The 25,632-nt window shown below is 66.3% G+C and carries 26 protein-coding genes and 3 tRNA genes; 14 read left to right on the top strand and 15 right to left on the bottom strand.

The features are described from left to right. The first annotated feature begins 4 nt into the window (after positions 1–4). Genes kdpB through GGR03_RS02110 form a run of 4 tightly spaced genes read left to right on the top strand, consistent with a single transcriptional unit; the run spans position 5 to position 6,079 of the window. Entirely contained in the window at positions 5–2,041 is a 2,037-nt protein-coding gene (gene kdpB, locus GGR03_RS02125; protein WP_183205896.1) for a potassium-transporting ATPase subunit KdpB, read from the top strand. A gap of 11 nt (positions 2,042–2,052) precedes the next feature. Beyond that, positions 2,053–2,670, top strand: a complete 618-nt coding sequence (kdpC, locus tag GGR03_RS02120; RefSeq protein ID WP_183205894.1) for a potassium-transporting ATPase subunit KdpC — start codon at positions 2,053–2,055, stop codon at positions 2,668–2,670. A gap of 5 nt (positions 2,671–2,675) precedes the next feature. After that, entirely contained in the window at positions 2,676–5,393 is a 2,718-nt protein-coding gene (locus GGR03_RS02115; RefSeq protein WP_183205892.1) for a sensor histidine kinase, read from the top strand. Further along, a complete protein-coding gene (locus GGR03_RS02110) occupies positions 5,390–6,079 on the top strand; it encodes a response regulator (RefSeq protein ID WP_183205890.1) in 690 nt (229 codons plus the stop codon). The genes GGR03_RS02115 and GGR03_RS02110 overlap by 4 nt, the downstream gene beginning before the upstream one ends. Before the next feature lie 95 nt (positions 6,080–6,174). On the opposite strand, the gene GGR03_RS02105 is transcribed toward GGR03_RS02110, so the two are convergent. Continuing rightward, positions 6,175–6,248: transfer RNA gene (locus tag GGR03_RS02105), tRNA-Gly, on the bottom strand. A 22-nt stretch (positions 6,249–6,270) separates the two neighbouring features. Continuing rightward, positions 6,271–6,355 (bottom strand) — tRNA-Tyr (locus GGR03_RS02100). Between the two features lie 161 nt (positions 6,356–6,516). Between GGR03_RS02100 and GGR03_RS02095 the strand changes: the two genes are divergently transcribed. Further along, positions 6,517–7,362 (top strand): TrmH family RNA methyltransferase, encoded by an 846-nt coding sequence (locus GGR03_RS02095; RefSeq protein ID WP_183205888.1) that lies wholly within the window; start codon positions 6,517–6,519, stop codon positions 7,360–7,362. A 54-nt stretch (positions 7,363–7,416) separates the two neighbouring features. Here the strand turns inward: GGR03_RS02095 and GGR03_RS02090 are convergent. Then, a tRNA-Thr gene (locus GGR03_RS02090) sits at positions 7,417–7,491 on the bottom strand. A gap of 274 nt (positions 7,492–7,765) precedes the next feature. Here GGR03_RS02090 and GGR03_RS02085 point away from each other — a divergent pair. Both GGR03_RS02085 and GGR03_RS02080 read left to right on the top strand, forming a co-directional pair. Continuing rightward, positions 7,766–8,638 (top strand): hypothetical protein, encoded by an 873-nt coding sequence (locus tag GGR03_RS02085; protein ID WP_183205886.1) that lies wholly within the window; start codon positions 7,766–7,768, stop codon positions 8,636–8,638. A 150-nt stretch (positions 8,639–8,788) separates the two neighbouring features. After that, positions 8,789–9,562 (top strand): NAD kinase, encoded by a 774-nt coding sequence (locus tag GGR03_RS02080; protein WP_183205883.1) that lies wholly within the window; start codon positions 8,789–8,791, stop codon positions 9,560–9,562. Positions 9,563–9,573: 11 nt separating this feature from the next. Here GGR03_RS02080 and GGR03_RS02075 read toward each other — a convergent pair whose 3' ends face one another. From GGR03_RS02075 to GGR03_RS02065, 3 genes are all read right to left on the bottom strand, one after another. Continuing rightward, positions 9,574–10,713, bottom strand: coding sequence for a DUF2336 domain-containing protein (locus GGR03_RS02075; protein ID WP_183205881.1), 1,140 nt, complete (start codon positions 10,711–10,713; stop codon positions 9,574–9,576). 116 nt (positions 10,714–10,829) lie between these two features. Then, a complete protein-coding gene (locus tag GGR03_RS02070) occupies positions 10,830–11,450 on the bottom strand; it encodes a flavin reductase family protein (RefSeq protein ID WP_183206987.1) in 621 nt (206 codons plus the stop codon). A 2-nt stretch (positions 11,451–11,452) separates the two neighbouring features. Then, complete coding sequence (locus GGR03_RS02065) at positions 11,453–12,037, bottom strand: nitroreductase family protein (RefSeq protein WP_183205879.1); 585 nt, start codon at positions 12,035–12,037, stop codon at positions 11,453–11,455. A gap of 184 nt (positions 12,038–12,221) precedes the next feature. On the opposite strand from GGR03_RS02065, the gene GGR03_RS02060 reads away from it, so the two are divergent. Further along, entirely contained in the window at positions 12,222–13,367 is a 1,146-nt protein-coding gene (locus GGR03_RS02060; protein ID WP_252920117.1) for a hypothetical protein, read from the top strand. Between the two features lie 12 nt (positions 13,368–13,379). Here GGR03_RS02060 and GGR03_RS02055 read toward each other — a convergent pair whose 3' ends face one another. Together GGR03_RS02055 and thrS are read right to left on the bottom strand one after the other, a co-directional pair. Beyond that, positions 13,380–14,216: a lysophospholipid acyltransferase family protein gene (locus GGR03_RS02055; RefSeq protein WP_183205877.1), complete on the bottom strand. Its 837-nt coding sequence runs from the start codon at positions 14,214–14,216 to the stop codon at positions 13,380–13,382. Positions 14,217–14,323: 107 nt separating this feature from the next. Further along, the gene (gene thrS, locus GGR03_RS02050; protein WP_183205875.1) at positions 14,324–16,300 is read right to left on the bottom strand and encodes a threonine--tRNA ligase; all 1,977 of its coding nucleotides are present in this window, start codon (positions 16,298–16,300) and stop codon (positions 14,324–14,326) included. A 146-nt stretch (positions 16,301–16,446) separates the two neighbouring features. Between thrS and GGR03_RS02045 the strand changes: the two genes are divergently transcribed. Then, positions 16,447–16,938, top strand: coding sequence for a LysM peptidoglycan-binding domain-containing protein (locus tag GGR03_RS02045; RefSeq protein ID WP_183205873.1), 492 nt, complete (start codon positions 16,447–16,449; stop codon positions 16,936–16,938). Between the two features lie 24 nt (positions 16,939–16,962). On the opposite strand, the gene yidD is transcribed toward GGR03_RS02045, so the two are convergent. After that, positions 16,963–17,325 carry a membrane protein insertion efficiency factor YidD gene (gene yidD, locus GGR03_RS02040; RefSeq protein WP_183205871.1) on the bottom strand — a complete coding sequence of 121 codons (363 nt, stop codon included), beginning with the start codon at positions 17,323–17,325 and terminating at the stop codon, positions 16,963–16,965. A gap of 13 nt (positions 17,326–17,338) precedes the next feature. Continuing rightward, entirely contained in the window at positions 17,339–17,785 is a 447-nt protein-coding gene (locus GGR03_RS02035) for an iron-sulfur cluster assembly scaffold protein (protein ID WP_183205869.1), read from the bottom strand. Between the two features lie 243 nt (positions 17,786–18,028). On the opposite strand from GGR03_RS02035, the gene folE reads away from it, so the two are divergent. From folE to GGR03_RS02020, 3 genes are all read left to right on the top strand, one after another. After that, on the top strand, positions 18,029–18,649 hold the full coding sequence (gene folE, locus GGR03_RS02030; RefSeq protein ID WP_183206985.1) for a GTP cyclohydrolase I FolE: 621 nt from the start codon (positions 18,029–18,031) through the stop codon (positions 18,647–18,649). Further along, the gene (gene hisI, locus GGR03_RS02025) at positions 18,646–19,077 is read left to right on the top strand and encodes a phosphoribosyl-AMP cyclohydrolase (RefSeq protein ID WP_425486695.1); all 432 of its coding nucleotides are present in this window, start codon (positions 18,646–18,648) and stop codon (positions 19,075–19,077) included. The genes folE and hisI overlap by 4 nt, the downstream gene beginning before the upstream one ends. A gap of 86 nt (positions 19,078–19,163) precedes the next feature. After that, positions 19,164–20,159 (top strand): patatin-like phospholipase family protein, encoded by a 996-nt coding sequence (locus GGR03_RS02020; protein ID WP_183205865.1) that lies wholly within the window; start codon positions 19,164–19,166, stop codon positions 20,157–20,159. Between the two features lie 25 nt (positions 20,160–20,184). Here the strand turns inward: GGR03_RS02020 and GGR03_RS02015 are convergent, their stop codons facing one another. Further along, positions 20,185–20,613: a CBS domain-containing protein gene (locus GGR03_RS02015; RefSeq protein ID WP_183205864.1), complete on the bottom strand. Its 429-nt coding sequence runs from the start codon at positions 20,611–20,613 to the stop codon at positions 20,185–20,187. Between the two features lie 75 nt (positions 20,614–20,688). Then, positions 20,689–21,438, bottom strand: a complete 750-nt coding sequence (locus GGR03_RS02010; RefSeq protein WP_183205862.1) for a rhomboid family intramembrane serine protease — start codon at positions 21,436–21,438, stop codon at positions 20,689–20,691. A 368-nt stretch (positions 21,439–21,806) separates the two neighbouring features. Here GGR03_RS02010 and GGR03_RS02005 point away from each other — a divergent pair, with 368 nt between their 5' ends. Then, the gene (locus GGR03_RS02005; protein WP_183205861.1) at positions 21,807–22,415 is read left to right on the top strand and encodes a PilZ domain-containing protein; all 609 of its coding nucleotides are present in this window, start codon (positions 21,807–21,809) and stop codon (positions 22,413–22,415) included. 348 nt (positions 22,416–22,763) lie between these two features. Further along, positions 22,764–23,366 (top strand): transglutaminase-like cysteine peptidase, encoded by a 603-nt coding sequence (locus GGR03_RS02000; RefSeq protein WP_183205859.1) that lies wholly within the window; start codon positions 22,764–22,766, stop codon positions 23,364–23,366. A 137-nt stretch (positions 23,367–23,503) separates the two neighbouring features. Here GGR03_RS02000 and GGR03_RS01995 read toward each other — a convergent pair whose 3' ends face one another. The 3 genes from GGR03_RS01995 to GGR03_RS01985 all read right to left on the bottom strand — a co-directional run bounded on the left by GGR03_RS01995 (position 23,504) and on the right by GGR03_RS01985 (position 25,529). Next, positions 23,504–23,713: a DUF3126 family protein gene (locus GGR03_RS01995; protein WP_183205858.1), complete on the bottom strand. Its 210-nt coding sequence runs from the start codon at positions 23,711–23,713 to the stop codon at positions 23,504–23,506. Between the two features lie 71 nt (positions 23,714–23,784). Continuing rightward, entirely contained in the window at positions 23,785–24,609 is an 825-nt protein-coding gene (cysE, locus tag GGR03_RS01990) for a serine O-acetyltransferase (RefSeq protein WP_183205856.1), read from the bottom strand. Positions 24,610–24,770: 161 nt separating this feature from the next. Further along, positions 24,771–25,529 (bottom strand): alpha/beta fold hydrolase, encoded by a 759-nt coding sequence (locus tag GGR03_RS01985; RefSeq protein WP_183205854.1) that lies wholly within the window; start codon positions 25,527–25,529, stop codon positions 24,771–24,773. Between the last annotated feature and the right edge of the window lie 103 nt (positions 25,530–25,632).

Genomic DNA, 25,632 nt, shown 5'->3' with positions numbered 1-25,632 from the left:
TCGCATGCCCAAGACCAAGGAAATGTCCCTGCTCGACCCGGCGATCGCCGGGCCGGCGCTTCGGTCGGCCGCCGCGAAACTCGATCCGCGGCGACTGATCAAAAACCCGGTGATGTTCGTCACCGAGATCGTCGCGGCGCTCTCGACCCTGCTGTTCCTGCGCAACCTGGCGCTCGGGATGGAAGGCTCGCTCGTGCTCGGCCAGATCGCGCTCTGGCTGTGGTTCACCGTCTACTTCGCCAATTTCGCCGAGGCGATGGCCGAGGGCCGCGGCAAGGCACGGGCCGACTCGCTCCGGTCGGCCCAGACGGAGACCCCGGCGAAGAAGCTGCAGACGGCCGCCGAGCACCGTTTCGAGACGGTGCCGAGCACCAGTCTGAAGCCGGGCGACCTGATTCTGGTCGAGGCCGGCGACATCATCCCGGGTGACGGCGAGGCTGTGGACGGCGTCGCCTCGGTCGACGAATCCGCCATCACCGGCGAATCCGCGCCGGTTATCCGGGAGGCAGGCGGCGACCGCTCGTCCCTGACCGGCGGGACGCGCATCGTCTCGGACTGGCTGGTGATGAAGGTGACGGCGAAGTCCGGCGAGAGTTTTCTCGATCGCATGATCGCCCTCGTCGAAGGGGCCGAGCGCCAGAAGACCCCGAACGAGATCGCCCTCAACATCCTGCTCGTCGGCATGACGATCATCTTCCTGCTGGTCGTCGCGACGCTCGAGCCCTTCGTCATCTACTCCGGCGGCTTCGTTCCGGTGGTATTCCTCATCGCGCTCCTGGTGACGCTGATCCCGACGACCATCGGTGGCCTGCTTTCGGCCATCGGCGTCGCCGGCATGGACAGGCTGGTCAAGGCCAATGTCGTTGCCAAGTCCGGCCGGGCCGTCGAGGCCGCGGGCGACGTCGACACGCTGCTGCTCGACAAGACAGGAACGATCACCTTCGGCGCACGAAGAGCCGACGCCTTCCATGTCGTTCCGGGTGTCGCCGAACGCACGCTGGTGGAGGCTGCCTACCTGGCCTCGCTGGCCGACGAGACGCCGGAGGGCCGCTCCATCGTCGAGCTTGCCCAGAAGCAGCTGCCGTCGTCGCCGGAACGCGATGCAGCAACCGGCGAAACCATACCCTTCTCTGCGCAGACCCGCCTGTCGGGCATCGACCTCGCGGACGGATCGTCCCTGCGCAAGGGTGCGGCAGACGCGGTGCTTTCCTGGTGCGGCGTTGCCGCATCGCCGGAACTGACCGCGATCGTCGAACGGATCGCCCGCTCCGGCGGCACCCCGCTGGTCGTGGCGCGAGACCGCCAGCCGCTCGGCGTTATCCATCTGAAGGACATCGTCAAGCCCGGCATACGGGAGCGTTTCGCCGAGCTCCGGCGGATGGGTATCCGCACGGTGATGGTCACCGGCGACAACCCGCTGACCGCCGCCGCGATCGCCGCCGAGGCCGGCGTAGACGACTTCCTCGCCGAGGCGACGCCGGAGCGCAAGCTGGAGCTGATCCGCTCGGAGCAGGCGGAAGGCAAGCTCGTGGCGATGTGCGGCGACGGCTCCAACGACGCGCCGGCGCTCGCCCAGGCAGATGTCGGCGTCGCGATGAACACCGGGACGCCGGCGGCGAAGGAAGCCGGCAACCTGATCGACCTCGACAGCGACCCGACCAAGCTCATCGAGATCGTCCTCGTCGGCAAGCAATTGCTGATCTCACGGGGCTCGCTGACGACCTTTTCCATCGCCAACGACGTCGCGAAGTATTTCGCGATCCTCCCGGCCCTGTTCGTCGCGGCCTATCCCGGCCTCGGCGCGCTCAACGTGATGGCCCTGTCCAATCCGGGGAGCGCCATCCTCTCGGCGGTGATCTTCAACGCGCTGGTCATCGTCGCGCTCATCCCGCTCGCCCTTCGCGGCGTGAAGTACACGCCGGCCTCCGCCGCGAGCCTCTTGCGGCGCAACCTGCTGATCTACGGCCTTGGCGGCCTGATCGTTCCGTTCCTGGGCATCAAGGCCATCGACATGGTCGTGACCGCCCTCTCGCTGGCTTGAGGAGACTTGCCGTGCTGACCTTCCTTAGACCCGCGCTGGTGATGCTGGCGTCGATGACGCTGCTGACCGGCTTCGCCTACCCGCTCGCCATGACAGGCCTCGCCCAGATGCTGTTTCCCGAACAGGCCAATGGCAGCCGGATCGTCCGGGACGGCACCGTGATCGGTTCCAGCCTCGTCGCCCAAGCCTTCGAGGGCGAAGGGTATTTTCACCCGCGGCCGTCCGCGGTGGAATACAACGGCGCCGGCACCGGCGGCAGCAATCTCGGCCCGACCAGTGGCGATCTCATCGCACGGGTCGGGGCCGAGGCCGACCGCCTCGCCGCGGAAGGAGGCGGCGCGCCGGTGCCGATCGACCTCGTGACGACGTGGGCCAGCGGGCTGGACCCGCATGTCTCTCCCGCCGCCGCACTTTTCCAGGCGGAGCGTGTCGCAGGGGCGCGCCAGATACCGGTGAGCGATATTCGTGATCTGGTGCTGTCGCAGGTCGAGCAGCGCACGTTCGGTCTCCTGGGCGAGCCCCGGGTGAATGTCCTGCAGCTCAATCTGGCACTCGATGCGATGGCGCCCGATCCGGCCGTCCGCGACGGCGGCACGCCGGTTGCGGCGGAAGCGCCGGCGCGGCAATAAGGACCATGCCCGAGACGGAGACACGACCGGAACCGGAAGCCCTTCTCGCCGCAGCCGGGCGAGAGGGGCGCGGCCGTCTGAAGATCTTCCTCGGCGCCGCCCCCGGGGTCGGCAAGACCTTCACCATGCTGGAGGCGGCGCGCCAGCATGTCGCCGAAGGGCTCGACGTGGTCGTCGGGATCGTCGAGAGGCATGGCCGGGCCGATACGGAACGGCTGCTGGCCGGGCTGGAAATCGTGCCGCGGCGGCATCTGTTCTACCGCGGCCGCGCCATGCCCGAGATGGATGTCGACGCGATCATCTCGCGGCGGCCGAAGCTCGTCCTCGTCGACGAGCTCGCCCACACCAATGTCGAGGGCAGCCACCACGCCAAGCGCTGGCAGGATGTCGAGGATCTGCTGGAGGCCGGGATCGACGTCGACACGACGCTGAACATCCAGCATCTGGAAAGCCTCAACGATATCGTCGCGAGGATCTCGGGCGTGCGGGTGCGCGAGACGGTCCCCGACACCGTGCTGGAACTCGCCGACGACATCGAACTGGTCGACCTCGCGCCGGAGGAACTGCTCAACCGCCTCCGCCAGGGGAAGGTGTATGTGCAGGAGCAGGTCGGCCGAGCGATCCAGAACTTCTTCTCGAAGGGCAACCTGACGGCGCTGCGCGAACTTGCGCTCCGCATCGCGGCCGACCGCGTCGATGCGCAGATGACCGCCCACATGCGGACCCATGCCATTCCCGGGCCCTGGCCGGCGCAGGAACGGATTCTGGTCTGCGTGAACGAGGCGCCCGTCGCCAAGGCGCTGATCCGCGTCGGCAAGCGCATGGCCGAGCGCAACCGGTCCGCCTGGCTCGTCGTCAGCGTCGCCACGCCGACCACCGAGGCCCTGCCGGACAAGGCCAAGGATTCGCTGGTCGAGGCGCTCCGCCTCGCCGAGACACTCGGCGCGGAAATCGTCAGCCTCAACGCCGGCGCCGACATTGCCCAGACCATTCTCGACTTCGCCCGATCGCGCAACGTCAGCCGGATCCTGATCGGCCGCGGCCGACCACGCGGGTTCCTGCCATCGTTCCTGCGCGAAACGGTCGCGGACTCGCTCATCAAGCAGGCGACCGACTTCGAGATCACCATCGTGTCGCCGGACAGCCGGACCGCCGGGTCGGACACGTTGAAGATGGCGCTGCCCAAGCCCGAGCGGCAGCCGGCGGCCTACCTGTGGTCGCTGCTGGCGGTGGGCGTGGCCGCGGTCGTTGCGCAGTTCGTGCTGTCGCTGACGATCATGCCGGTCGAGGGGCTGGCCCTGCTGTTCCTGCCGGCGGTGCTGTTCGCGGCGACGCGCTACGGTCTCTGGCCCTCGCTGTTTTCCAGCGTCGCGGCCTTCCTCGCCTATAATTTCCTGTTCACCGAGCCCTATCACACCTTCACCGTGTACCGGGAAAGCGAGATCCTGACGCTGTTCCTGTTCCTCGTCGTGTCGATCGTGACGGGTAATCTCGCCGCGCGGCTGCGGATGCAGGCGACGGCCCAGCAGGCGATCGCCGAGCGGACCGCGCGACTTTACGAGTTCAGCCGCAAGGCCGTCAGCGCAGCCTCTCTCGACGACGTCATCTGGGCGTCGGTGCATCACGTCGCCTCGACGCTGAAATGCGATTCGCTGATCCTCGGGCCAGACCCGCATGGCAGCCTGTCGATCCTCGGCGGCTTCCCGCCCGAGGACAATCTCGACGCCAAGGATTGGGGCGCGGCGGAGTGGGCGTTCGAGCACCACGAGCCGGCCGGGTGGAGTTCGGTCACGCTGCCGGCCTCGTCCTGGCTGTTTCTCCCCATCGGCGCCAGCGCACCCGCGTGGGGCCTCGTCGGCGTGCGGTTCCGGCAGGGCGCCTACCCGACGCCGGCGGACCGGCGGCTGCTGGAGGCACTGGTCGACCAGATCGGCGTGGCTATCGAGCGGACGCGGCTCGCCAGCGACATGGAGGAGACACGGGTGCTCACCGAGACGGAGCGCCTGCGCGCCGCGCTTCTTTCCTCCGTCAGCCACGACCTGCGCACGCCGCTCGTCTCCATCATCGGCGCGGCATCCAGCCTGGTCGAGGCGGGGGAGGCTCTCGGCGAACAGGGCCGCCACGCCATGGCGGAGGCGATCCTCGAAGAAGGCGAGCGGCTCAACCGCTACGTCCAGAACCTTCTCGACATGACCCGGCTCGGCTATGGTGCCTTGCAGGTTCGGCACGAGCCGGTGGACATGCGCGAAGTCGTCGGCGCTTCGATGCGCCGTCTCAAGAACGTGCTGAAGGCGCACCGGGTGGAACTGGACCTGCCGGCGGACCTGCCCGTAATCAGCGGGGATTCCGCGCTGCTCGAACAGGTGGTCACGAACATTCTCGACAATGCCGCCAAATACGCCCCGGCAGGCACGACCCTCGCCGTGACCGGCCGCGCCGTCGGCAGGCGGCTGGTCATGTCGATCGCCGACGAGGGACCGGGCATTCCGGCCGCCGATCGCGAGAAGATCTTCGACATGTTCTACCGTGTCCGTGCCGGTGACGCCCAGCAGGCAGGGACCGGGCTCGGCCTGTCGATCTGCCGCGGCATTCTCGAAGCGCACGGGGGCGCGATTCGCGCCGAGGCGGCCGAACCGAACGGCACCAGCATCGTCATCGAGTTGCCGATCCTCGCGGACAGCGAAGACACCGTCACCGCACGGCGGCGGGAGGCGGCGATTTGAGTCAGCGCATCCTCGTCGTCGACGACGAGCCGCAGATACGGCGGTTCCTGAAGATCGCGCTGGAAGCGCACGGTTTCGAGGTGGTCGAGGCGGTCCGCGGAGAAGACGGCGTCGCCAAGACTGCGACGACCCAGCCGGATCTGGTCGTGCTCGATCTCGGCCTGCCCGATTTCGACGGCAAGATGGTAGTCCAGCGCATTCGCGAATGGTCGCAGGTTCCGATCCTGATCCTGTCCGTCCGGCAGGCTGAGTCGGAAAAGGTAGCGGCGCTCGACGCCGGCGCCAACGACTACGTGGTCAAGCCCTTCGGCATCGCCGAACTCCTGGCGCGCATGCGCGTGCTGCTGCGGACACGGGACGGCGCGGCGCCGGTGACGGACGTCTCCGAGTTGCGCTTCGGCGGGCTCGAACTCAATCTGGCGACCCACGAAGTGACGCTCGACGGCGAGTCGATCCGGCTGACCCGCAAGGAGTTCGAGCTCCTGCGTTATCTCGCCGCCAATGCCGGGCGTATCGTCACGCATAACCGCCTGCTGACCGAGATCTGGGGGCCGGCGCATGGCAACGACCTGCAATATCTGCGGGTGTTCATCGGCCGGATCCGGGCAAAGCTGAAGGACGACCCCGCCGACCCGCGTTTCATCCTGAACGAGCCCGGCGTCGGCTATCGCTTCCTGGAATCGTGAGAGCGGTTCCCGAGAGCGCATTCCCCTTGAACCAACTTCCGGCCGCTTTTCGCGGGGGGCGATTCCTAAGCGAAGTTGGGAACCGATCGAGAGCTTGGAGCGGGTAGCGGGAATCGAACCCGCATATTCAGCTTGGAAGGCTGCTGCTCTACCATTGAGCTATACCCGCGCCTGCACTGCGTGGACGGCGATGGTGGAGGGGGCTGGATTCGAACCAGCGTACGCTAAGCGAACGGATTTACAGTCCGTCTCCTTTAACCACTCGGACACCCCTCCGGCACCGCATCGACCGGTCTGAACACGGTCTTTGCCGGACACATCGGGTCGACCAGCAACCCGACGCGCATCCGAGCGGCCTTATGAAAGTCTCGGACCGATCTGTCAACGCCGCAGGGCTTGCTCTTTCGCCCGAACCCCGGCTCCGGTAAGCAACGCGGATGAGCGACGATACCGCAAGCCCCAAAGATACCCATTACGCCAAACTCCGCCGCGCCCATCGCGACCGCAAGCGCGCCGACGGTGGGTTGCCTCCCGCCGTGGCGCCGCGCCAGGCACGGCCCGGCAAGCCCTCCCCCGCCGGACGTATCCGACTTTACGGCCTGCACAGCGTGGCGGCGGCGATCGCCAATCCGAAGCGCAAGCTGCACCGCCTGCTGGTCACCCGGAACGCCCTCGCTCGCCTCGAGCTCGACTCGGCGGCGATCCCCTGCCCGGTCGAAATCGTCGAGCCCAAGCTGCTCGACGCCGAACTCGGCAGCGAGGCGGTGCATCAGGGCGTGATGCTGGAAGCCGATCCGCTGATTCCCGGCCGGCTTGCCGGGCTTTCCGACGCGACCTTGGTGCTGGTCCTCGACCAGGTCACCGATCCGCATAATGTCGGTGCGGTGTTCCGCTCGGCCGCGGCTTTCGCGGCGGACGCGCTGATCACCACCGCCCGCCACTCGCCGCAGGAAAGCGGCGTGCTGGCGAAGGCGGCCTCCGGCGCGCTCGAGCACGTGCCGCACCTGGAAGTGGTCAATCTCGCCGAGGCGCTGGCGGAACTCTCGGCGCAAGGCTTCCAGACGATCGGCCTCGATTCGGAGGGGGACGAGCCTTACGAGGCGTCTCTCGCCGGCGAACGCATCGCCATCGTGCTGGGCGCGGAAGGCAAGGGATTGCGCCAGAAGACCCGAACGACCGTCGATCGCCTGGCGCGGCTCGACATGCCCGGAACGATCAAGTCGCTGAACGTTTCCAACGCCGCCGCCATCGCGCTGTACGCGGCAAGGCGGCACCTCGGCTGAGGCCGGCGATCGCCGAAGATGATCTGCGGTAGCAAGGCGAATGGGAAGCGAGGCTGGTGCCGGATGAGGGGATTGAACCCCCGACCTTCGGTTTACAAAACCGCTGCTCTACCGCTGAGCTAATCCGGCGCCTGCTCGAATCTCCTAGCGAGCGGGGACTTTCGGCGCAACCGGAAAAGGAGACCGGATCAGTGGCGCCAAGCCGGCACCGTCGCAGGTCGACTGGTGACGTCGGAATGCGCCCGAGGCAGGGTTCCATTCCCGAGCTGCTTCCCGCGCCGGTTTCTCGGCGGCCGCCCGAACCCATCGTGTCCGGCCGATCATCCGGCTGGGTGAGGAAGCAATGTCGTAAGGCATCGGGCAGCTGTAGATCGTGGCCCGGCCCGTGCTATGCCGATTGCTGATGTCCACCACGACATCGCGCTCGATATCATGGCAGCGGGCGCTGCCCCTCGTTCCGCAAGAGCAGTTGCCGATGGACGGTACGATCTATTTTCTCCACATCCCGAAGTCCGGCGGCATCAGCGCGACGAGGTATTTCGAGGAAGCAGCCCCGAGCGAGGCAGTGTGTCCGCACAAGCTCTGGGATGAGCTCGTAAGTTCCGGGCCCGATCCGCGATGGCGCGTCTACCACGGTCATTTCGGCGGATTGTTGCCCGTGTGGCTGAGGGCATGGCCGACGACGGTCAGCCTTTTGCGCGACCCGACATCACGGACTTTCAGCCATATCAAGCATGTCCTGCGGACCCCAAGCCACCCGTTTCACGAGATGGCCCAAGGCCTGTCGGTCGCCCAATATTGCGCGCACCCGATCCTTTCGCGGTCCGTGGAGAACTACCAGGCCCGCTATCTGTCGAGCCTCGCCCTTAGCCGCGAGCTTGTCGCGCAGGAATCGAGCGCCTACGCCGCCGTTCAGCTTGCCTTCGAGAACAGCATGTACGGGCAGGATAGCGCCGCCGATTTGCTCGAGACTTCGTGCAAGGCGCTGGAGGCGCTGGCCGCGGTCGGGGTGACGGAGAAGCACCAGACGAGTCTTCGGCTGTTTTCGAAGGTGACGGGGCTGCCGGAGCCGAAGGCCGACTTCCTCGCGAATGTCGCCCCGGCGGGGCAGCAGACCAGCCTGAACCTCACGGCCGACGATTACGCCGCCGTCCAGAGCGTCACGGAGATCGATCGCAAGCTTTACGAGCGGGGGCTCGAGCGCTTCGCCCGGCAGTGCCTGGAGCACGGCGTCGCGGAAATACTGCCCGACATCGAAGGGTCGCGAACCAGCTGACAGCTCCGGGTGAAGAGACAAAGCCCTTCCGCGGCAGGCTTTTGTCGCTGGGGCATTGTTCCCGTGCTTGGCCTTCAGGCCCATCCGCGCTAGCTGAGCCATTCCATGACGCGGCCCTGGCCCGCGTCGTCACCCGGGCCAGGCGGCGTCATGTCACGTGAACTCCAGTCGATCAGTTTTCTCGCCAGCAGCACGCCGGCGGCCCAGGAAGCGGCACGGCGGCTGAGCGCCCTCTACGGCAACGACAAGCCTGAGAATGCCGACGTAATCGTCGCGCTGGGCGGCGATGGCCACATGCTCAACACGCTGCATCGCTTCATGGGAACGGGCGTGCCGATCTACGGCATGAACAAGGGGACCATCGGCTTCCTGATGAACGAGTACCGGGAGGACGGGCTGCGCGAACGTCTCGCCGCGGCGACCCGCAACGTCATCCACCCGCTGACCATGACTGCCATCGACGCCGAGGGAAACACGCACAACGCCCTGGCGATCAACGAGGTGGCGCTGTTCCGCCAGTCCTATCAGGCGGCCCGGCTGCAAATCGCCATCGACGGGACCGTACGGCTGGAGGAGCTGGTGTGCGACGGCGTCATGGTCGCGACGCCGATCGGCTCGACGGCCTACAATCTGTCGGCGCAGGGACCGATCATCCCGGTGGAAGCGCCGCTGCTGGCCCTGACGCCGGTGAGTCCGTTCCGGCCGCGGCGCTGGCGCGGCGCCCTCCTGCCGAACCACCAGACGGTGGACATCGTGGTGCTGGAGCCGGAGAAGCGGCCGGTAAACGCCGTCGCCGACGCGACGGAGGTCAAGTCGGTGCGCAAGATCACGATCCGGGAATCGGCCACCGATACCGGGCTGATCATGTTCGATGTCGAGCATTCCTGGGACGAGCGGATCCTTGCCGAGCAATTCCGCTACTGACACAGCGCAATTCAGGCGGCGAGGCGTCGAGCCCGCTCGCGTGCGGCGTCGAGCGCGGCCTCTCCCGCCAGGCGGTGCAGGAACCGCGTCACCTCATCGGTGTCGGCCGGCCCCCGCTCGGCATCGTGATTGGCCGCGACGCGCCGCATGATCATCTGGGGAACCTCTTCCGGCCGCGCAATGCGCTTGCCCGCCGCGATCTCCCGCCAGACCGTGACCGCCACCCAGAAGAGCGGGCCCATCGACGCCGGCAGCCCGCACTCGACGATCAGGGCCGTCACGGCCTTCTGACGACCGCCGGCGAGCACAGCTGCGACCCGCCGCTCCGACGTCTGCGACAGGCGCGCCAGTGCCGCGCCCAGAAGGTCGATATGGCCGGTCGAGACGGAGCGCAGCAGGAAAGCTGCTGTGAGCTGCCCGCTGGCCCGCAAATGCTCGACCAGAGCGGGAATCTCCCCTGCGGGCGCGATTTCCGCCAGTCTGGCCGTGGCTTTCTCGCAAGCGGCGTGCGCGACATCCTCCGCTCGCTTCGGTCCCACCAGCGAGCGCAACAGGGGAAAGTCGGCGAGCGCCTGCCCCGCCGCAAGGATCAACGTCTGGCGTACCGTGGCCGGCAGATCCCGTCGTGCCAGCAGCGCACCGCGGACATCGGCATCCTGGCCGTGGCGTTCCGCGAGTCGCTGGTAGCTGACGCCGGCAATTGCCGCGCCTTCATTGTCCAGCAGCGCGACGCAGATCGATGGGTCGGCTACCTCCGCGATCGCCGCCGAAACCCGCACCGACAGGACAGGCCGTGCGACGACCGCCCGCCGCACCGCGTCGGATCCGATCGCCACGAGGGTGATCAGGTCCTCGTCGGTCAGCATCGGCGAGCCCTGGGCGACCGGACAGGCGATGGCGTCGCTATCCTCGCAGAGCGCCTGCAGGATGGCCGGTGGAACGCCCCTCGCCGTCGCGAGACCTTCCGCCAGCGCCTGGCGCACCTTGGGTGACGGGTCGTCGAGCATCAGCGTCAGCGTCGCCTCGGCCTCGATCCGCTCCGCGGCGCAGAACCGGCCCTCGACAAAGGCTTTCGCGACAGCGCGGGCTGCTTCCGCCCGCCCTGCGCTGTTGGCCGTCTCGCGCCACTGGACGAACCGCTGGACGATCATGGAACGCGCAACCCCTCTGCGACGACACCGGAACACGTGTCAGAATGTGCCGGGCAAAGGTTTAGGTTTCGTTCACCATGATGGCGCGGCCGACGGGCACGAAGCAGCGCCCCTGATCAGACGTCGCTGGCGTCGGGCATGCGCGGCCGCGACATCTGGAAAACCTCCTCGGTGACCGCGTAGTCGAGATAGCCGAGGCGCGACAACGGCCGTGCCAGCGACATGTCGAGCATGCCGTCCGTCAGGATCGCCTCGTCGATATGGACGGCTACGACTTCCCCGATCACCATGAAGTATGGCGAGGGCGTGCCGTCCAGGCCCTTCGGACGGAAGCTCTCTGTGACCCGGCATTCGAGCGCCGCGGGACTTTCCGCAACGCGCGGCGCGGTAACCAGCCGGCAGGGCGCCTCGGTGAGCCCGGCCAGCGCGAATTCGCTTACTCCTCGCGGCGCCTGCGCCGACGTCCGGTTGAGCTGGCGCGCAAGGTCGCCGGTTGCGAGGTTGGCGACGAACTCGCCGGTCTCGATCGCGATGCTGGCCGAATCCTTCATGCCTGCCGAGGAGAACATTACCAGCTTCGGCGAATCGCAGACAGCATTGAAGAAGCTGTAGGGGGCCAGATTGACCGAGCCGTCCCTGGCCCGGGTGGAAATCCACCCGATCGGCCTTGGCGAGACGATCGCCTTGAACGGGTCGTGCGGAAGGCCATGCTCGTTGCGGTCGGTGGTGTAGAACAACATCAGCGTGCCACCGGCGCGACGGCCTCGGTCACGATGTCGGCCAGTGCCGGCCGCGGACGTTCGCTCGGTGGCTCCTGCGGCGTTCCGACATGGATGAAGCCGATCACCTGCTCCTCGGGCGCGACCCCGAGTAGGGCCTTGGCCTCGTCGTCGTAAGCCATCCATTCGGTCACCCAGTTGGCGGCATAGCCCATGGCATGGACGGCGTTGACGATGTTCATCGCCGCCGCCCCACCCGACAGCACCTGCTCCCACTCCCGGATCTTCACATGCTCTTTCGCCGTGGAGACCACGCCGATGACAAGCGGCGCCCGGGTCAGCCGTGTCGTCTCGACGCGACGGCGGCCTTCCGACAGCGGCGCGCCGTCGCGCGTCTCGATCAGGGCGGCAAGAGCTTCGCCGATCGCCTCGGCGGGCGCGCCGCGATAGAGGATGAAGCGCCAGGGCGCGAGCTTGCCATGATCGGGAACCCGCGCCCCGATCGTCAGGATCGTCTCGAGCTCGGCGCTCGAGGGCGCCGGCAGGCCGAGCATCGGGATCGGAACGGAGCGGCGGGTGGAGAGCAGCGCGATCGCATCTGGCAAGACGGCATCCTTCGGCTTGATGAGCTGCTTCTGCTATCGCTTCGGCGGCCGCATTTCAAACGCACGCGCCTTCCAAGCGGGCGCTTCTGGCCGACATGACGCCACGCGCCTTGAAATTGTCCCGCATCTGCGTGCATGAAGCAGCAGGGGACAGAGAGCCGACAGGCCGGAGGGAAGCACAACGGTGCCCATCGACACGCGTGTTCTGATGGCCGTGGGCATCGCGCTCTGGATGCCGGCACCTGCCGTTGCCCAGGATATCCCGATACCGTCGCTGCTCGACCGTGGCGTGCGGGGGGTCTTCGGCGGCGGAGACAAGGAGCGCGAGCCCGGCGCATACGTGTCGCCGTCAGCCGCCGACCTGGTGCCCGACGCCAGGGAGGTCGGCGCGCCGTCGCTACGCTCGCTGCAGCGCTTCGACCCGATCGCCCTGCCCGCCGACCCCGGCCAGTTGCGCGCGCCCTCTATCGACCTGCCGGGACTGCCGGCCTACGCGCCGCAGAACATGCCGAGCCAGGACATGATCCGTTCGCGCGCGACGCTCACTCTCGAGGCGCGGCTGACGGAGGACGGCGAGAGCATACCGCACGGACTGATCTGGCGGCTGTTCTCGGCGATCCCTGGCCTCGATGGACGCCCGAGCCTGATCGCCTCGTCCGAAAGCAACATCGCGAATTTCGAGGTGCCGACAGGGTCCTATATCCTGCACGTCGCCTTCGGCCGCGCCGGACTGGTGCGGCGGATCGACTTCACCGGGGTCAAGACGCGCGAGGTGGTGGTCCTCGATGCGGGGGGCCTCCGGCTCGACGCCCTGGTCTCCGACGGCTCCGAGATCGACGCGAGCAAGCTGACCTTCGACATCTACACCGACGCCGAGATCGAGTCCGAGCGTAACCTCGTCGCCGGCGACGTCCCGCCGTCCAAGATCGTCCGGCTGAATGCCGGGACCTATCACGTCGTCTCCAACTACGGCTCGATCAACGCCCTCGTACGGGCCGATATCCGCGTTGAGGCCGGCAAGGTCACCGACGCGACGCTGCAGCACCGCGCCGCGCTGATGACGATGAAGCTCGTCAGGGAGCCGGGGGGCGAGGCGCTCGCGGACACCGCCTGGTCGGTGACCACCGCGTCCGGCGACATCGTACGGCAGAGTGTCGGGGCTTTTCCGTCGATGGTGCTGGCCGAGGGCGAATATGTCCTCATCGCCAAGAACCGCGACAAGGTCTACCAGCGCATTTTCGAAGTGCAGTCGGGGCACAATGTCGATGTCGAGGTGCTGACCTCGAGCCTTTCGGACGCACCCGATGCGCTCATCGGCTCGGGCGACTAGCCGCCGCGGCGATCAGGCCGCCCGCAAGTCCGCCGCATCCTGCGAGGCCAGCCCGAAAACCATTTCCCGCAGCCAATCTGTCAGCGCCCGTCGATCGATCGCGGCAATCTCCTCATAGAAGATCATGTCGCCGATCGTGACCGTGATCGCCCGCCCGTAGAGCCGCCGGAACTCGCCGATCAGCAGACCCAGCCGGAGCGTCAGCGACCATCGGCTGACGAGATGGAACAGCGGACCGTTCTGGCCGCAAAAGTGGACCGGCAGCACCGCGGCCCGGGACGACTGGACGAGGCGTGCGGTAAACTGCTTCCACGGCAGGTCATCGGCGGCACCGAACACCGTCGGTGCGGTCGCGACGCCCCCGGCGGGGAAGATCACGATCGTCGTGCCCTCGGACAGGAGGCGCATCGCCTCCCGGCGCGTGGCGAGATTGAGCGCCTGCGCCTGCCGCGTCTCCTCGAAGGAAACCGGCAATCCGTACGCCGCCATCTCGGGGATCTTCATCAGGTCGTTGTTGACGAGGATCCGGTATGGCCGGCCGAGGCGCTCGGCCAGCGCCAGCATCGCGATCCCGTCGCCGATGCCGAACGGATGGTTGGCGACCATCACCAGATGCGGCGGCAGCGACGCCGTCTCGGGCAGCGTGCCGCGGCAGTCGAGTCGGATGCGCATCACGTCGAGCATGGCGTTGAACGCCAGCCTGTCGCCCGCGGCGACGCGGCTGCGCCAATTGCCGTAGAGCCGGGCCAGCAGGCGCCGTCCGGAGACATCCTCGATCCAGCCGATCGCCAGCCGCTTCAGCAGGCGGTCACCGGGGCGGGCATAGGTGAGCTCAGGGTATGGTCGCATGAAAGGCCGCGAGAGTTTTCCTCCCACGGCCTTTGCTCTTCGTCGATGACAGCCGGATGACGTCAGGCTTCACGGTCGCGAGACTGCCGCAACCACATCCGCCTGCCTCAAGCGGCAGTGGCGTCGTCCTGCCGGATCCTGCGGAGATCCGGCGGCACCGCTTCGTCGACCAGCGCGGCAAGTGCCGCCTCGAGCGTCGCCGATGTCTGGTCGCGCGAGCCGAGCCGCCGGATGTTGACGGTGCGCTCCTCGGCCTCCCGCTTGCCGCAGACCAGCATGACCGGGATCTTGGCCACCGAATGCTCGCGGACCTTGTAGTTGATCTTCTCGTTGCGCAGGTCCGTCTCGACCTTCAGGCCGGCGCGCTTGAGCAGATGAGCCACTTCCATCGCGTAGTCGTCAGCGTCGGAAGTGATCGTCGCGACCACGACCTGCACCGGCGACAGCCACAGCGGCAGATGGCCCGCGCAATTCTCGAGGAGAATGCCGATGAAGCGCTCCACCGAGCCGAGCATCGCCCGGTGCAGCATCACCGGCGTCTTCTTCTCCGAATCACGGTCGATGTAGAAGGCGCCGAACCGGCCGGGCAGGTTGAAGTCCACCTGGTTGGTGCCGACCTGCCATTGCCGGCCGATCGCGTCGCGCAGCGTGTACTCGTATTTGGGTCCGTAGAAGGCGCCTTCGCCTTCGGCGATTCCCGTGGTGACCTGGCCGCCGCCTTCCTGCTCGATGATCGTCAGGACCTCGCGCATGGAAGCTTCGGCCCGGTCCCACATCTCGTCGGAACCGACGCGCTGATCGGGACGGGTCGAGAGTTTCACCAGCACGTGGTCGAAGCCGAAATCTCGGTAGATCGACAGGATCAGTTCGTTGATCTTCAGGCTCTCCGCCGCGATCTGCGCCTCGGTGCAGAAGACGTGGGCGTCATCCTGCGTGAAGGCGCGAACCCGCATCAGGCCGTGCAGCGCGCCGGATGGTTCGTAACGGTGGACCATGCCCAATTCGGCAAGCTTCAGAGGCAGATCGCGATAGCTCTTCAGGCCATGCTTGAAGATCTGGACGTGGCCGGGACAGTTCATCGGCTTCAACGCGAACACCCGTTCGTCCTCGGTCTCCGTGACGAACATGTTCTCGTGATACTTCTCCCAGTGGCCCGACGTCTCCCACAGCGAACGCTCCAGCAGCTGCGGCGCGTTCACCTCCTGGTAGCCCTCGGCTTCCTGGCGTCGGCGGACGTAGGACACCAGCGTCTGATAGAGCGCCCAGCCCTTGGGATGCCAGAACACCGTTCCCGGAGCGTCGTCCTGGAAGTGGTAGAGGTCCATCTCCCGCCCGAGCCGTCGGTGATCGCGCTTCTCGGCCTCTTCCAGCATGTGGAGATAGGCCTTGAGCTCGTCCTGTGTCGCCCAGGCCGTGCCGTAGATGCGCGTCAGCATCGGGTTGTTGGAATCACCGCGCCAATAGGCGCCGGCGACTTTCAGCAGCTTGAAGGCGTCGCCGATCTGGCCCGTGGAGGCCATATGCGGTCCACGGCAGAGGTCGAACCACTCGCCCTGGCTGTAGATCTTGAGATCCTGGTCGGCCGGAATCGCGTCGATGAGCTCGACCTTGTAATTCTCGCCCTTGGCGGCGAAGACCTCCCGCGCCTTGTCCCGCGACCACACCGTCTTGGCGAAGGGCGCGTTGCGGCGAATGATCTCCGCCATCTTCTTCTCGATGACCGGCAGGTCGTCGGGCGTGAAGGGCGTGTCGCGGGCGAAGTCGTAATAGAAGCCGTTCTCGATGACGGGGCCAATCGTCACCTGCGTGCCGGGCCACAGCTCCTGCACCGCCTCCGCCATCACATGGGCTGCGTCGTGGCGGATCAGTTCGAGGGCGCGCTTGTCGTCGCGCAGGACGATCTCGATCGCGCCGCTGCGACCCACCGGATCGGCAAGGTCGCGAAGCTCGCCGTCGAGCGCGTAGGCGACGGCCTTCTTGAGAAGGGATTTCGAAATCCCGCCCGCGATTTCGGCGCCCGTCAAAGCGGCGGGATATTCGCGCTCGGAGCCATCGGGAAAGCGGAGGGATACGGCGTCGGCCATCGGATCGGTCTTTCTGTTTCCAGTCCCGCCTACGATCGCGGGTGGTTTGCATGTTTCGGCAGTGCTGGTGCCTTGCGGTTCGATTGCCGGCAATGGCGGGTTGGGATATATTTGAGGCGGCTGTTCCTGCGCAAGGGAGGCGCGCCATGAACATCGAAATTCTGCAGCCGAAGCCCTTCGATCTTGTCGGAAGTCCCATCCTCATCGCCGGCAATGCCGTGGGTTTCGAGAGCCATCTGACCATCCGCGTCAGTGACGGGCACGACGAGATTGTCGTCGCCGCAACCGCCGGGTCCACCTCGATCAGGCAGTTCCAGGCAGCCGTCGCCATCCCGGACTCGGCGGCTTTCACGCTCAGCCGCCTCTTCGTCACCGTCACTGATGACAGCGGCGGCGAGGACGGTGTCGCGCCACCCGCGGTGACCGTGCCGGTGCTCTACGGTCCGATGATCCTGCCGGGTTTCGGCGGGTACTGGCTGCATACGGTCGCCCGCGGCGAATCCCTATCGGCCATCGCCCGGCGCTATTACGGCAGCGCCTCGCGCTACCCGATCATCCAGGAAGCGAACCAGCACATCGTCGCGGATGCCAACCTGGTATTCCCCGGTCAGGTACTGCGGATCCCGCGGGAAGCGTGATAGCCGCCGTAGGAAACGGCCACGCTAATGCGGTTTGCCTGCCCTTCCCGCGCCATGGTGCCATAGCGCCCATGGCTTCCAGCCGACCGTCCGCGGCTCGATCTCCGTCGGGACGCGATCAATTCCGCAGGTCCCGCCAGGGCCGCATCGCAGGACGCGGAAACAAGCGAGCCAGCCACCGACCCACAGGCCATGACGCGCGATCGCCTCGTAACCGTATTCGGAGCAGGTCGGCAGATGCCGGCAGGCGTTGCCGATGAAACCGGACAGGGTCAACTGATAGAGTCGCACCACACCGACGCCCAGCACCCGGCCCGGCGTCCGCCGCCAGCTGCCGGTCCAGTTCCGGGAGTGGCCGCGCGGCCGATGCAGGTGAGCGCCGCCCATTCGTTTGCCGGCCCTACGCCGCGGCGCTCTCGCGCTTCACGGCGATCTTGTCCAGCGCTTCCACCACGGCGTCGAAAGTGAGCATGGTCGATGCGTGCCGGGCTTTATAGTCGCGGACGGGCTCCAGGTACTTGAGGTCCGCAAAGCGACCCTCGGGCGGCGCGCCGTTCTCTTTCAGCATCTTCCGCATGGTTTCGCGCAGCTCACGCAACTCTGTGGTGCCCGCGCCAAGGATGTTGCGTGCCATCACGGAGGACGACGCCTGGCCAAGGGCGCACGCCTTCACCTCATGGGCGAAATCCACCACCTTGCCGTCCTCGACCCGGACGTCGATCGTCACCGTGGAGCCGCACAGCTTGGAATGCGCCGTGGCGCTGGCGTCCGGATTCTTCAGACGGCCGATGCGGGGGATATTCCCGGCAAGCTCGAGTATGTGCGCGTTGTAGACGTCGTCGATCACTGGACACCCGATCCCGGCGCGTTGCGCCCTGTCATTTCGTCTTGCCGCCAACTATATAGGAGCCTGGGCGCCGGATCGAAAGACGTCCCCCGCCTCAACTGCGCGCGGGACAGCGAAGGCGGGAGCGCATTGGCCTTGAAGAAGATTTCGACCGTGGGTCTGCCGGGTTCGCAAGGGCAGGCACCGGATCATCATTCCCTCTGGGTCGCCGCCCGCATTCCGACCCGCACGGAGCAGGACAGCATGGATGCCGTCGTCAAGAAATTCCCCGAACCGGCCGACAGGAGCGACGTCCGCCCGAGCCGCGAAGAAGCCGAGGCCGCTGTCGGCACGCTTTTGCGCTGGATCGGCGAGGACCCCTCCCGCGAGGGTCTGCGTGAGACGCCCGCGCGCGTGGTGAAGGCCTATGAGGAACTTTTCGGCGGCTACAATCTGCAGCCGGGCGACGTTCTCGGCCGGACGTTCGAGGATGTGTCCGGCTACGAGGACATGGTGCTGGTCCGCGACATCGACTTCCACTCCCACTGCGAGCACCACATGGTGCCGATCATCGGCAAGGCGCATGTCGCTTATCTGCCCGACGACCGCGTCCTCGGCTTGTCGAAGATCGCCCGGCTGGTGGATATCTTCGGTCGGCGCCTGCAGACGCAGGAGTCGATGACGGCCCAGATCGCTGCGGCGATCGAGAGCATGCTGCGGCCTAAGGGCGTCGCGGTCATGCTGGAGGCCGAGCATATGTGCATGGCGATGCGCGGGATCCGCAGCAAGGGTTCGACCACCGTCACCACCGCCTTCCATGGCGCGTTGCGCGAGGATCGCGACCTGCAGGAGCGCTTCCTGGCCATGGCCAGTCGCCGGCCGTGAGCGGCACGTCGTCCGTTTCGGTGCCGTTCCTGGCCCCGTCGCCCATCGCGGCCGAACAGGAAGAGGGAATGCAGTTGCGTCCCCGCTTCGACGCCGCCGGGCTGGTTACCGCAGTGGTGACCGATCACGCCAGCGGCGATCTCCTCATGGTCGCCCACATGAACGCCGAGGCACTGGAGCAGACGCTGGCTTCCGGCTTTGCGCATTACTGGTCGCGCTCGCGCTCGGCGCTGTGGAAGAAGGGCGAAACCTCCGGGGCGTTGCAGGCGGTCCGGGAGGTCCTGGTCGACTGCGATCAGGATGCGATCTGGCTGAAGGTCCAGGTCGAGAAGCCGGAAGATACCTGCCATACCGGGCGCGCCACCTGCTTCTATCGCCGCGTCGGGCCGCACGGTCACGGTCTGTTGCCCGCCCTCGACAGGGCGTGACGATCGTTCCTACTTTAAAGGTATGATCAAGGATTGCGTCCATCCTTCGGGAGGGGACGACGCATTGGCAGCCGGGACAGTGCAGGATGTTCGATCGAGTTTTCGGATGGCGGGAAGAGCCCCCGGTGGGGGTGGAACCGCCCATTGTCATTCCGGCACCCCGGCAGACCCGAGGCATTGCCCTGGCCCTCGGCGGCGGCGCTGCCCGCGGCTGGGCCCATATCGGGGTGCTGAAGGCTCTCGACGAGAGCAACGTCCGCGTCTCGATGATTGCCGGAACATCGATCGGGGCGCTTGTCGGGGGCTGCTATCTCGCCGGCAAGCTCGATGAACTGGAGGCGTTCGCACTCTCCCTGACCAAACGCGGGCTGCTGCGCTTTCTCGATTTCCGCTTCGGAGCGGACGGCCTGATCGGCGGTATGCGGCTGAGCCGCCGCCTGTCGCAGGACCTCGAGGGAATCCGGATCGAGGATCTCGACCGTCCGCTCGTCTGCGTCGCCACGGAGGCGCGCAACGGCCACGAGGTCTGGATCGATTCCGGCTCCCTGATCCTTGCCATGCGCGCGTCCTACGCATTGCCGGGCGTGTTCGAGCCGGTCGAGTGCGGCGGGCGGCGGCTGATGGACGGGGCACTGGTGAACCCGGTTCCGGTCAATGTGTGCCGCGTCTACGAGGAGCGGCATGTGATCGCCGTGAACCTGCATTACGACCTATTTGGCCGGGCGGCCATCGTCCGGCTCTCGGCCGGCGGCAGCGACAACGAGAGCCAGCAGGATCTCGGCCTGACCGACCCGGTCATGGCCGCCGCGGGCGGCAATCCCGCCTTGCGACGTGACCAGATGGGGATCGCCCGGACGATGGTCGACGCGTTCAACATCATTCAGGACCGGATCTCCCGGGCGCGCCTCGCCGGCGACCCGCCGGACCTGTCGCTGCAGCCGCGGGTCCGCGACATCGGCCTGTCGGAGTTCTTCCGCGCCAAAGAGGCGATCGCACTCGGTTACGAGGCGACGATGAGCCAGATCAGCGAGATCCAGCGCATGGCCGAGATGGGCGAGGAGCGGCCCAAGTTGCCCGCCTGACCCTCCGGCGCGATCAGCAGGAGGTTCAGCTCGCGATATACTCGCGCATCTCAGCCGCCTCGCGCTCGACGTCTTCGATCCGCCGCTTCACCACGTCTCCGATCGAGATGATCCCCGTCAGTTTGCCGTTTTCGCAGACCGGGAGGTGACGGAAGCGCCCCTCTGTCATGATCTGCATCGCCTCGTCGATCCCGGTGCTGCCCGTGCAGGTCTTGACGTCCATGGTCATCTCGTCGCGCACGCCGTGGGCGAGCGCTGCAACGCCCGCGGTGCCGATCACCCGCACGATGTCGCGCTCGGACACGATACCTGCGACGCGACCGCTATCCTCCAGCAGAACGATCGCGCCGATCCTCTTTCTTGCCAGGACCTGGGCGACCTCTTCGAGCGTCACGTCGGGATGGAGTGTGACAACATCCCTGCCCTTACGCTCCAGTATCTGGTTGACGGACATCTCCCAAGGCCTCCTTCTCCCGCCGGTGCCATGCCCAAAGGTGAGCCAGTCCCGCCCGCATCGCAAGAGGCGAGTTCAGACCCTGGCACGCGAACGCGGGTCGAAGAAGCTGAAGAGCAGGAAGCCGAACGCGAAACCGCCGAGATGGGCTTCCCAGGCGACGGTGCCGCCACCGAGGAAACCGCCTGCGGCGCTCCCGATCAACAGATTGGTCCCGAAGAACACGGCGACGAAGATGAGCACCGTCCGATTGGTCAGCGCCGCCCGGATCGACACCACTGGCAGATAGGGCTGCATCAAAGGCGACATGGTCGCGCCCGATCCCCCGAAGGCGAAGCGGCAGGCGCCGCCCATCAGCGCTGACACGACGCCCGACGCACCGATGACCGGCGCCACGATTTCCGGGTTGAGCAGATAGAACGCCGCGGCGCCGGCCACCGCGCCGCAGCACGAGAACACCAGGAACCGAACGGCGCCGAGCCGGCGTGCCACGGGCGTTCCGAAGGCGAGGAGCCAGACCGAATTGACGGCAAGATGCATCCAGTCGCCATGAAGGAACGAATAGGTGAGCGGCGACCACAAGCCTGCGCCGGGTCGCTGGTAGGCGCAGAACTCGGCCGCGGCCTGGTAGCAGCCGGGAATGAAGGCGAAGTCGACCAGCACGAACGAATCGACGAGCGGGCTGAGGGCGAACATGCGGACCGCATGCACCGCGATGTAGACGCAGATCAGCCCCAGCACGATCCCCGGGACGTTGAAGGCCGGCGGCGGGCGCTGGCGCCGGAACACGGGCTCCGCCGCTTCGTCGAGATCGTTCTGGGTCATGGCCGCCTTGTCGATGGGTCTGAGGGTTCACACCGGTCGCCACGGGCACATGGGACGACCTCGACCGATTTTCACCGCCGGGCAAAAAAAAGCCGCCCCACAGGACGGGGCGGCGAGTAACTAGGCGATGCCCGACTGGAGGTCGAGATGCGCTCGTTTGTGCTGACGACAGGAGCCATGTCTGTCCTTACAATGCGTTAGACCGATGCTGGCCCCCGCGCAACGCGAACTCTCGGGAACGGTTAATATCGCTGGCGAATCTCCGCCAGTGCTTTATTTTGGTTATCGGTTCCATCCCCCCTTAAGCTTCCGGGTGTATAGAAGCACGGCACGGCGCGCATTCGCCGCGACCTTTCGAGCGACGAACGATGACGCAGGCTCCGAAACAAGCGCCGACCGAGGAATATACCGAGCGACGGCGGTTCAGCCGCTTTTCCGTGGATATCCTCGGCCGCTTCATGCGCGAGGATCATTCGGAATATCCCTGCAGCGCCGAGAACATGTCGCCCGGCGACGTGGCGATCGCCACGCCCGTGGAGCTTCGCGAAGGGGAGAACATCATCCTCTATCTCGATCACATCGGTCGGCTGGAGGGCGTAGTCATCAGGGCTTCCCCCGGCGGCTTCGCGCTAAAGCTGAAGGGCACTGACCGCAAGCGCGAGAAACTGGCCGCGCAGCTGACCTGGCTGGTCAATCGCCACGAACTGGACCTGCCCGAAGATCGCCGGCATGAGCGCGTCGCGCCGGAGAACCCGTTTGTCGACGTGGTGCTGGAGGATGGCCGCCGCTACCAGGTCCGCATCATCGACCTGTCGCTTTCGGGCGCCGCGGTGTCCAGCAAGGTCCGCCCGGCGATCGGAGCGCGCGTGACGATGGGCACGACGCACGGTCGCGTCGTCCGGCACCTCGAAGACGGCTTCGCCATCGAGTTCGGCACCGTCCCCGCAGGGGAAATGTTCGGGCGCAGCGCCGACTGAGACGGCGGAACCAGCGCGGGTCATTTCCGCGTGCGTGCCGCAGAGTAGGGTCGCAGTCTCCCCGGAACTCTCTCGCAGGCTCGCCGAAGCTCTTGCGAGCATGCATTCCCGACCCGTCCCGCCTTCCTTGAGCATCCGCGCATGATCCGGGCCCTGACGCTTATTCGGTTTCGCCCTCGTGGTTGACAAATGATCAATGCCGACGATGCAATTCGTCGTCGCAAGTTCAACTTTCGCAAGTAAAGATATGAACGTTTCTATAAAACATTGACGCGAATGCGCGCGTGACATTTCGCTTCAAAGTAAAACGATCATGCCATTCTCTCTGTACAGACGGGGAGACGGGAAATGCAGAACTTCATCGGAAAGACGATCGCAGCTGCGGCGCTCATGGCGGCAGCCATCACGGCCACACCGGCCGCCGCTAACGACACCGCGATGCTCACCACCGGCGCCACCTCCCAGCCGGTCGGCCACTACGAATTCTGCAAGGTCTACCCTGAAACGTGCCGTCGCAACGACGCCGTCGGCGTGGTTCGCATGACCCGGGACAGCTGGTCCAAGCTGGTCGAGGTCAACACGGCCGTCAACAGTGCCATCTTCGCCCGTACCGACCAGGACATGCATGGCGTCCCCGAACTGTGGTCCTACCCGACGGTTCAGGGCGACTGCGAGGATTTCGTTCTCCTAAAGCAGTACATGCTGGCTCGCGAAGGCATCCCGGCGTCGGCTCTCCTGATCACCGTCGTCCGCCAGCCGAACGGCGAAGGCCACGCCGTGCTCACGGTGAAGACCGACCAGGGAGACTACATCCTCGACAATCTCGACGATCGGGTCCTCGCCTGGAGCGACACCGACTATCAGTTCCTCAAGCGCCAGTCGGAACGCCACGCCGGCAAGTGGGTCGGGATCGCCGACGATCGCAACATGCTGGTCGGTAGCGTCCGCTAACTCCGCTCCGCAGGAGGCCTCTGCTCCCGAGCCCCTGCCCGAACAAAAAACGAGCCGTGCACCGGAAGGCGCACGGCTCGTTTTCCTTTGTCTGTCGAAGAAGCTGCCAGCGACGGGCCGCGGCCGGCAGCGGAGACCTATTCGAGGTCGATATCGAGGATCGTCATGGTGAAATGATACGACAGCTCGTCCTCGTCGGTATCCTTGGCGAGAAGTCCAACGAACTCCTTGTTGAGGTAGACCTCGGCCGAGTCGGATTTGCGGGCCAGCGGACGGACTTCGAGGTCCGCGGCCTTGAAGCTCTTCCTGAGATAGGCCTCGACCTTGCGGATTTCGTCAGGCTTCACGGGGCTCTCCTGCACGTGTTCGGGAGCCTTAAGCTAGGCTATGGCTGACGAAATCAATCCTCGCGCCCGCATCAATCGCCGCGTTCGAGACTCTGGTCCATGGCGCGGGCGGGTTCGTGGCAGTCGCCGGGCGTGCCGATGATCTTGGCTGGAACGCCCGCCACCGTCGTGTGTGGCGGGACGGCCTTCAGCACCACGGAGCCCGCCGCGATCTTCGAGCACTCGCCGATCTCTATATTGCCGAGGATCTTTGCCCCGGCCCCGATCAGGACGCCGCGGCCGACCTTCGGATGCCGGTCGCCGAACTCCTTGCCGGTTCCGCCAAGCGTGACATTCTGCAGGATCGAGACGTCGTCGCCAATCGCGGCGGTGAAGCCGACGACGAGGCCCGTCGCGTGGTCGAGAAAAATCCCGCGCCCCATGCGCGAAGCCGGGTGGATATCGGTCTGGAACACCGCAGACGAACGCGCCTGGAGATAAAGCGCAAAATCGCGGCGCCCTTCGCTCCAGAGCCAATGCGCCAGGCGATGCGTCTGGATCGCGTGGAAGCCTTTGAAATACAGCAATGGCTCGATGTAGCGCTCGCAGGCGGGATCGCGGTCGAAGACGGCCTGGATGTCGCTGCGCAACGTCTCGCTGAAACTGCCTTCGGCGTTCAGAAGGTCGTTATACGCCTGCGCGATCAGCACCGCCGGAACGTCCGGATGGTCGAGGCGCTGCGAGACGCGGTGGATCAGCGCCGTTTCGAGGCTCGGCTGATTAAGGATCGTCGCATGGATGAAGCCGGCGAGCACCGGCTCCCGCGACGCGACGCCCTCGGCCTCACGCCGTACCTGCGCCCAGATCGGGTCGACCGGATGCAGCTTCTCCTGGGTCTGTGAAATTCGGATGTTCATCGCGCTCTCCCGAACGGGCACCGACACGCATCGAGCATGCGCCTCTAGAATAGGACTATGGGTGGGCGAGTAAAAGATGCCACCGGTGGATCGCCTCGTCCGCCGCTTGCCGCTGGGCTTCACCAGCTGCGTTTCTTGCAAGCTTCTCGCGCGATCGACGCTCAGTCGCCTTCGTGGAGGAAGCGGATGACCTCGTCCTTGAACGTCCGGTCACCCACGGCCAGCATGTGATCGCGGCCGGCTATGTCGAAGGCCCGTGCGTTGGGCATCAACTCCGACAGCGCCTCTGCCGAGCCGGCGAGATCGTCCCGCGTCCCGACGCCGATCAGCGCCGGCTGAAAGATCCGAGAGACGTCGGCGGGCGACAGTTCCTCACGGGCGGCGGAAATGCAGGCGGCGAGCGCAGCGCGATCGCTCTTCGTCCGGTCGGCGAAGGCCCGGAACATGCGGCCACGCGCATCCGTCACGTCGTCGAGCGAGGGCGCCAGCAAGGCATCGGCGATCGTGTCCCAGTCGCCCACCCCCTCGACGAGTCCGATGCCCAGGCCGCCGAAAATGATTCGCGAGAAGCGGTCGGGCGCCGCGAGCGCGGCGAAGGCAGCGACGCGCGCGCCCATCGAGTAGCCGAATACGGCCGAACGCGCGATGCCCAGATGGTCGAGCAAGGCTACGGCGTCGCCTGCCATTTTCGCGGGTCGGTAGGCTTGCGGATCGGTCGGCTTGGCGCTGCCCCCATGGGCACGATGGTCGAAGGCGACGACGCGGTATCCGGCCTCGCCCAATCGTGCCACCCAGCCGGTGTCGATCCAGTTGACGCGCATCGAGGAGGCAAATCCGTGCAGGAGCAGGATGCTATCGCCTTCCGGGTTGCCCTCGTCGATGAAGGCCAGTTCCAGACCGTCGCTGGTGAAATGGTTCATGTGGCGTCCTGTCCTGGCCCGCGAATTCATTGTCCCGCACGGGATTAATGGCGTCGAAGCGCCTGCGCCACCCCTGTTCAATGCTGGTCGCCGACAGTATGGT

The organism is Aurantimonas endophytica (assembly GCF_014196845.1).
In the GTDB taxonomy this organism is placed as follows: domain Bacteria; phylum Pseudomonadota; class Alphaproteobacteria; order Rhizobiales; family Rhizobiaceae; genus Aurantimonas; species Aurantimonas endophytica.
The sequence above is the reverse complement of the archived record's forward strand: the minus strand, read 5'-3'. Positions and strand labels throughout refer to the sequence as shown.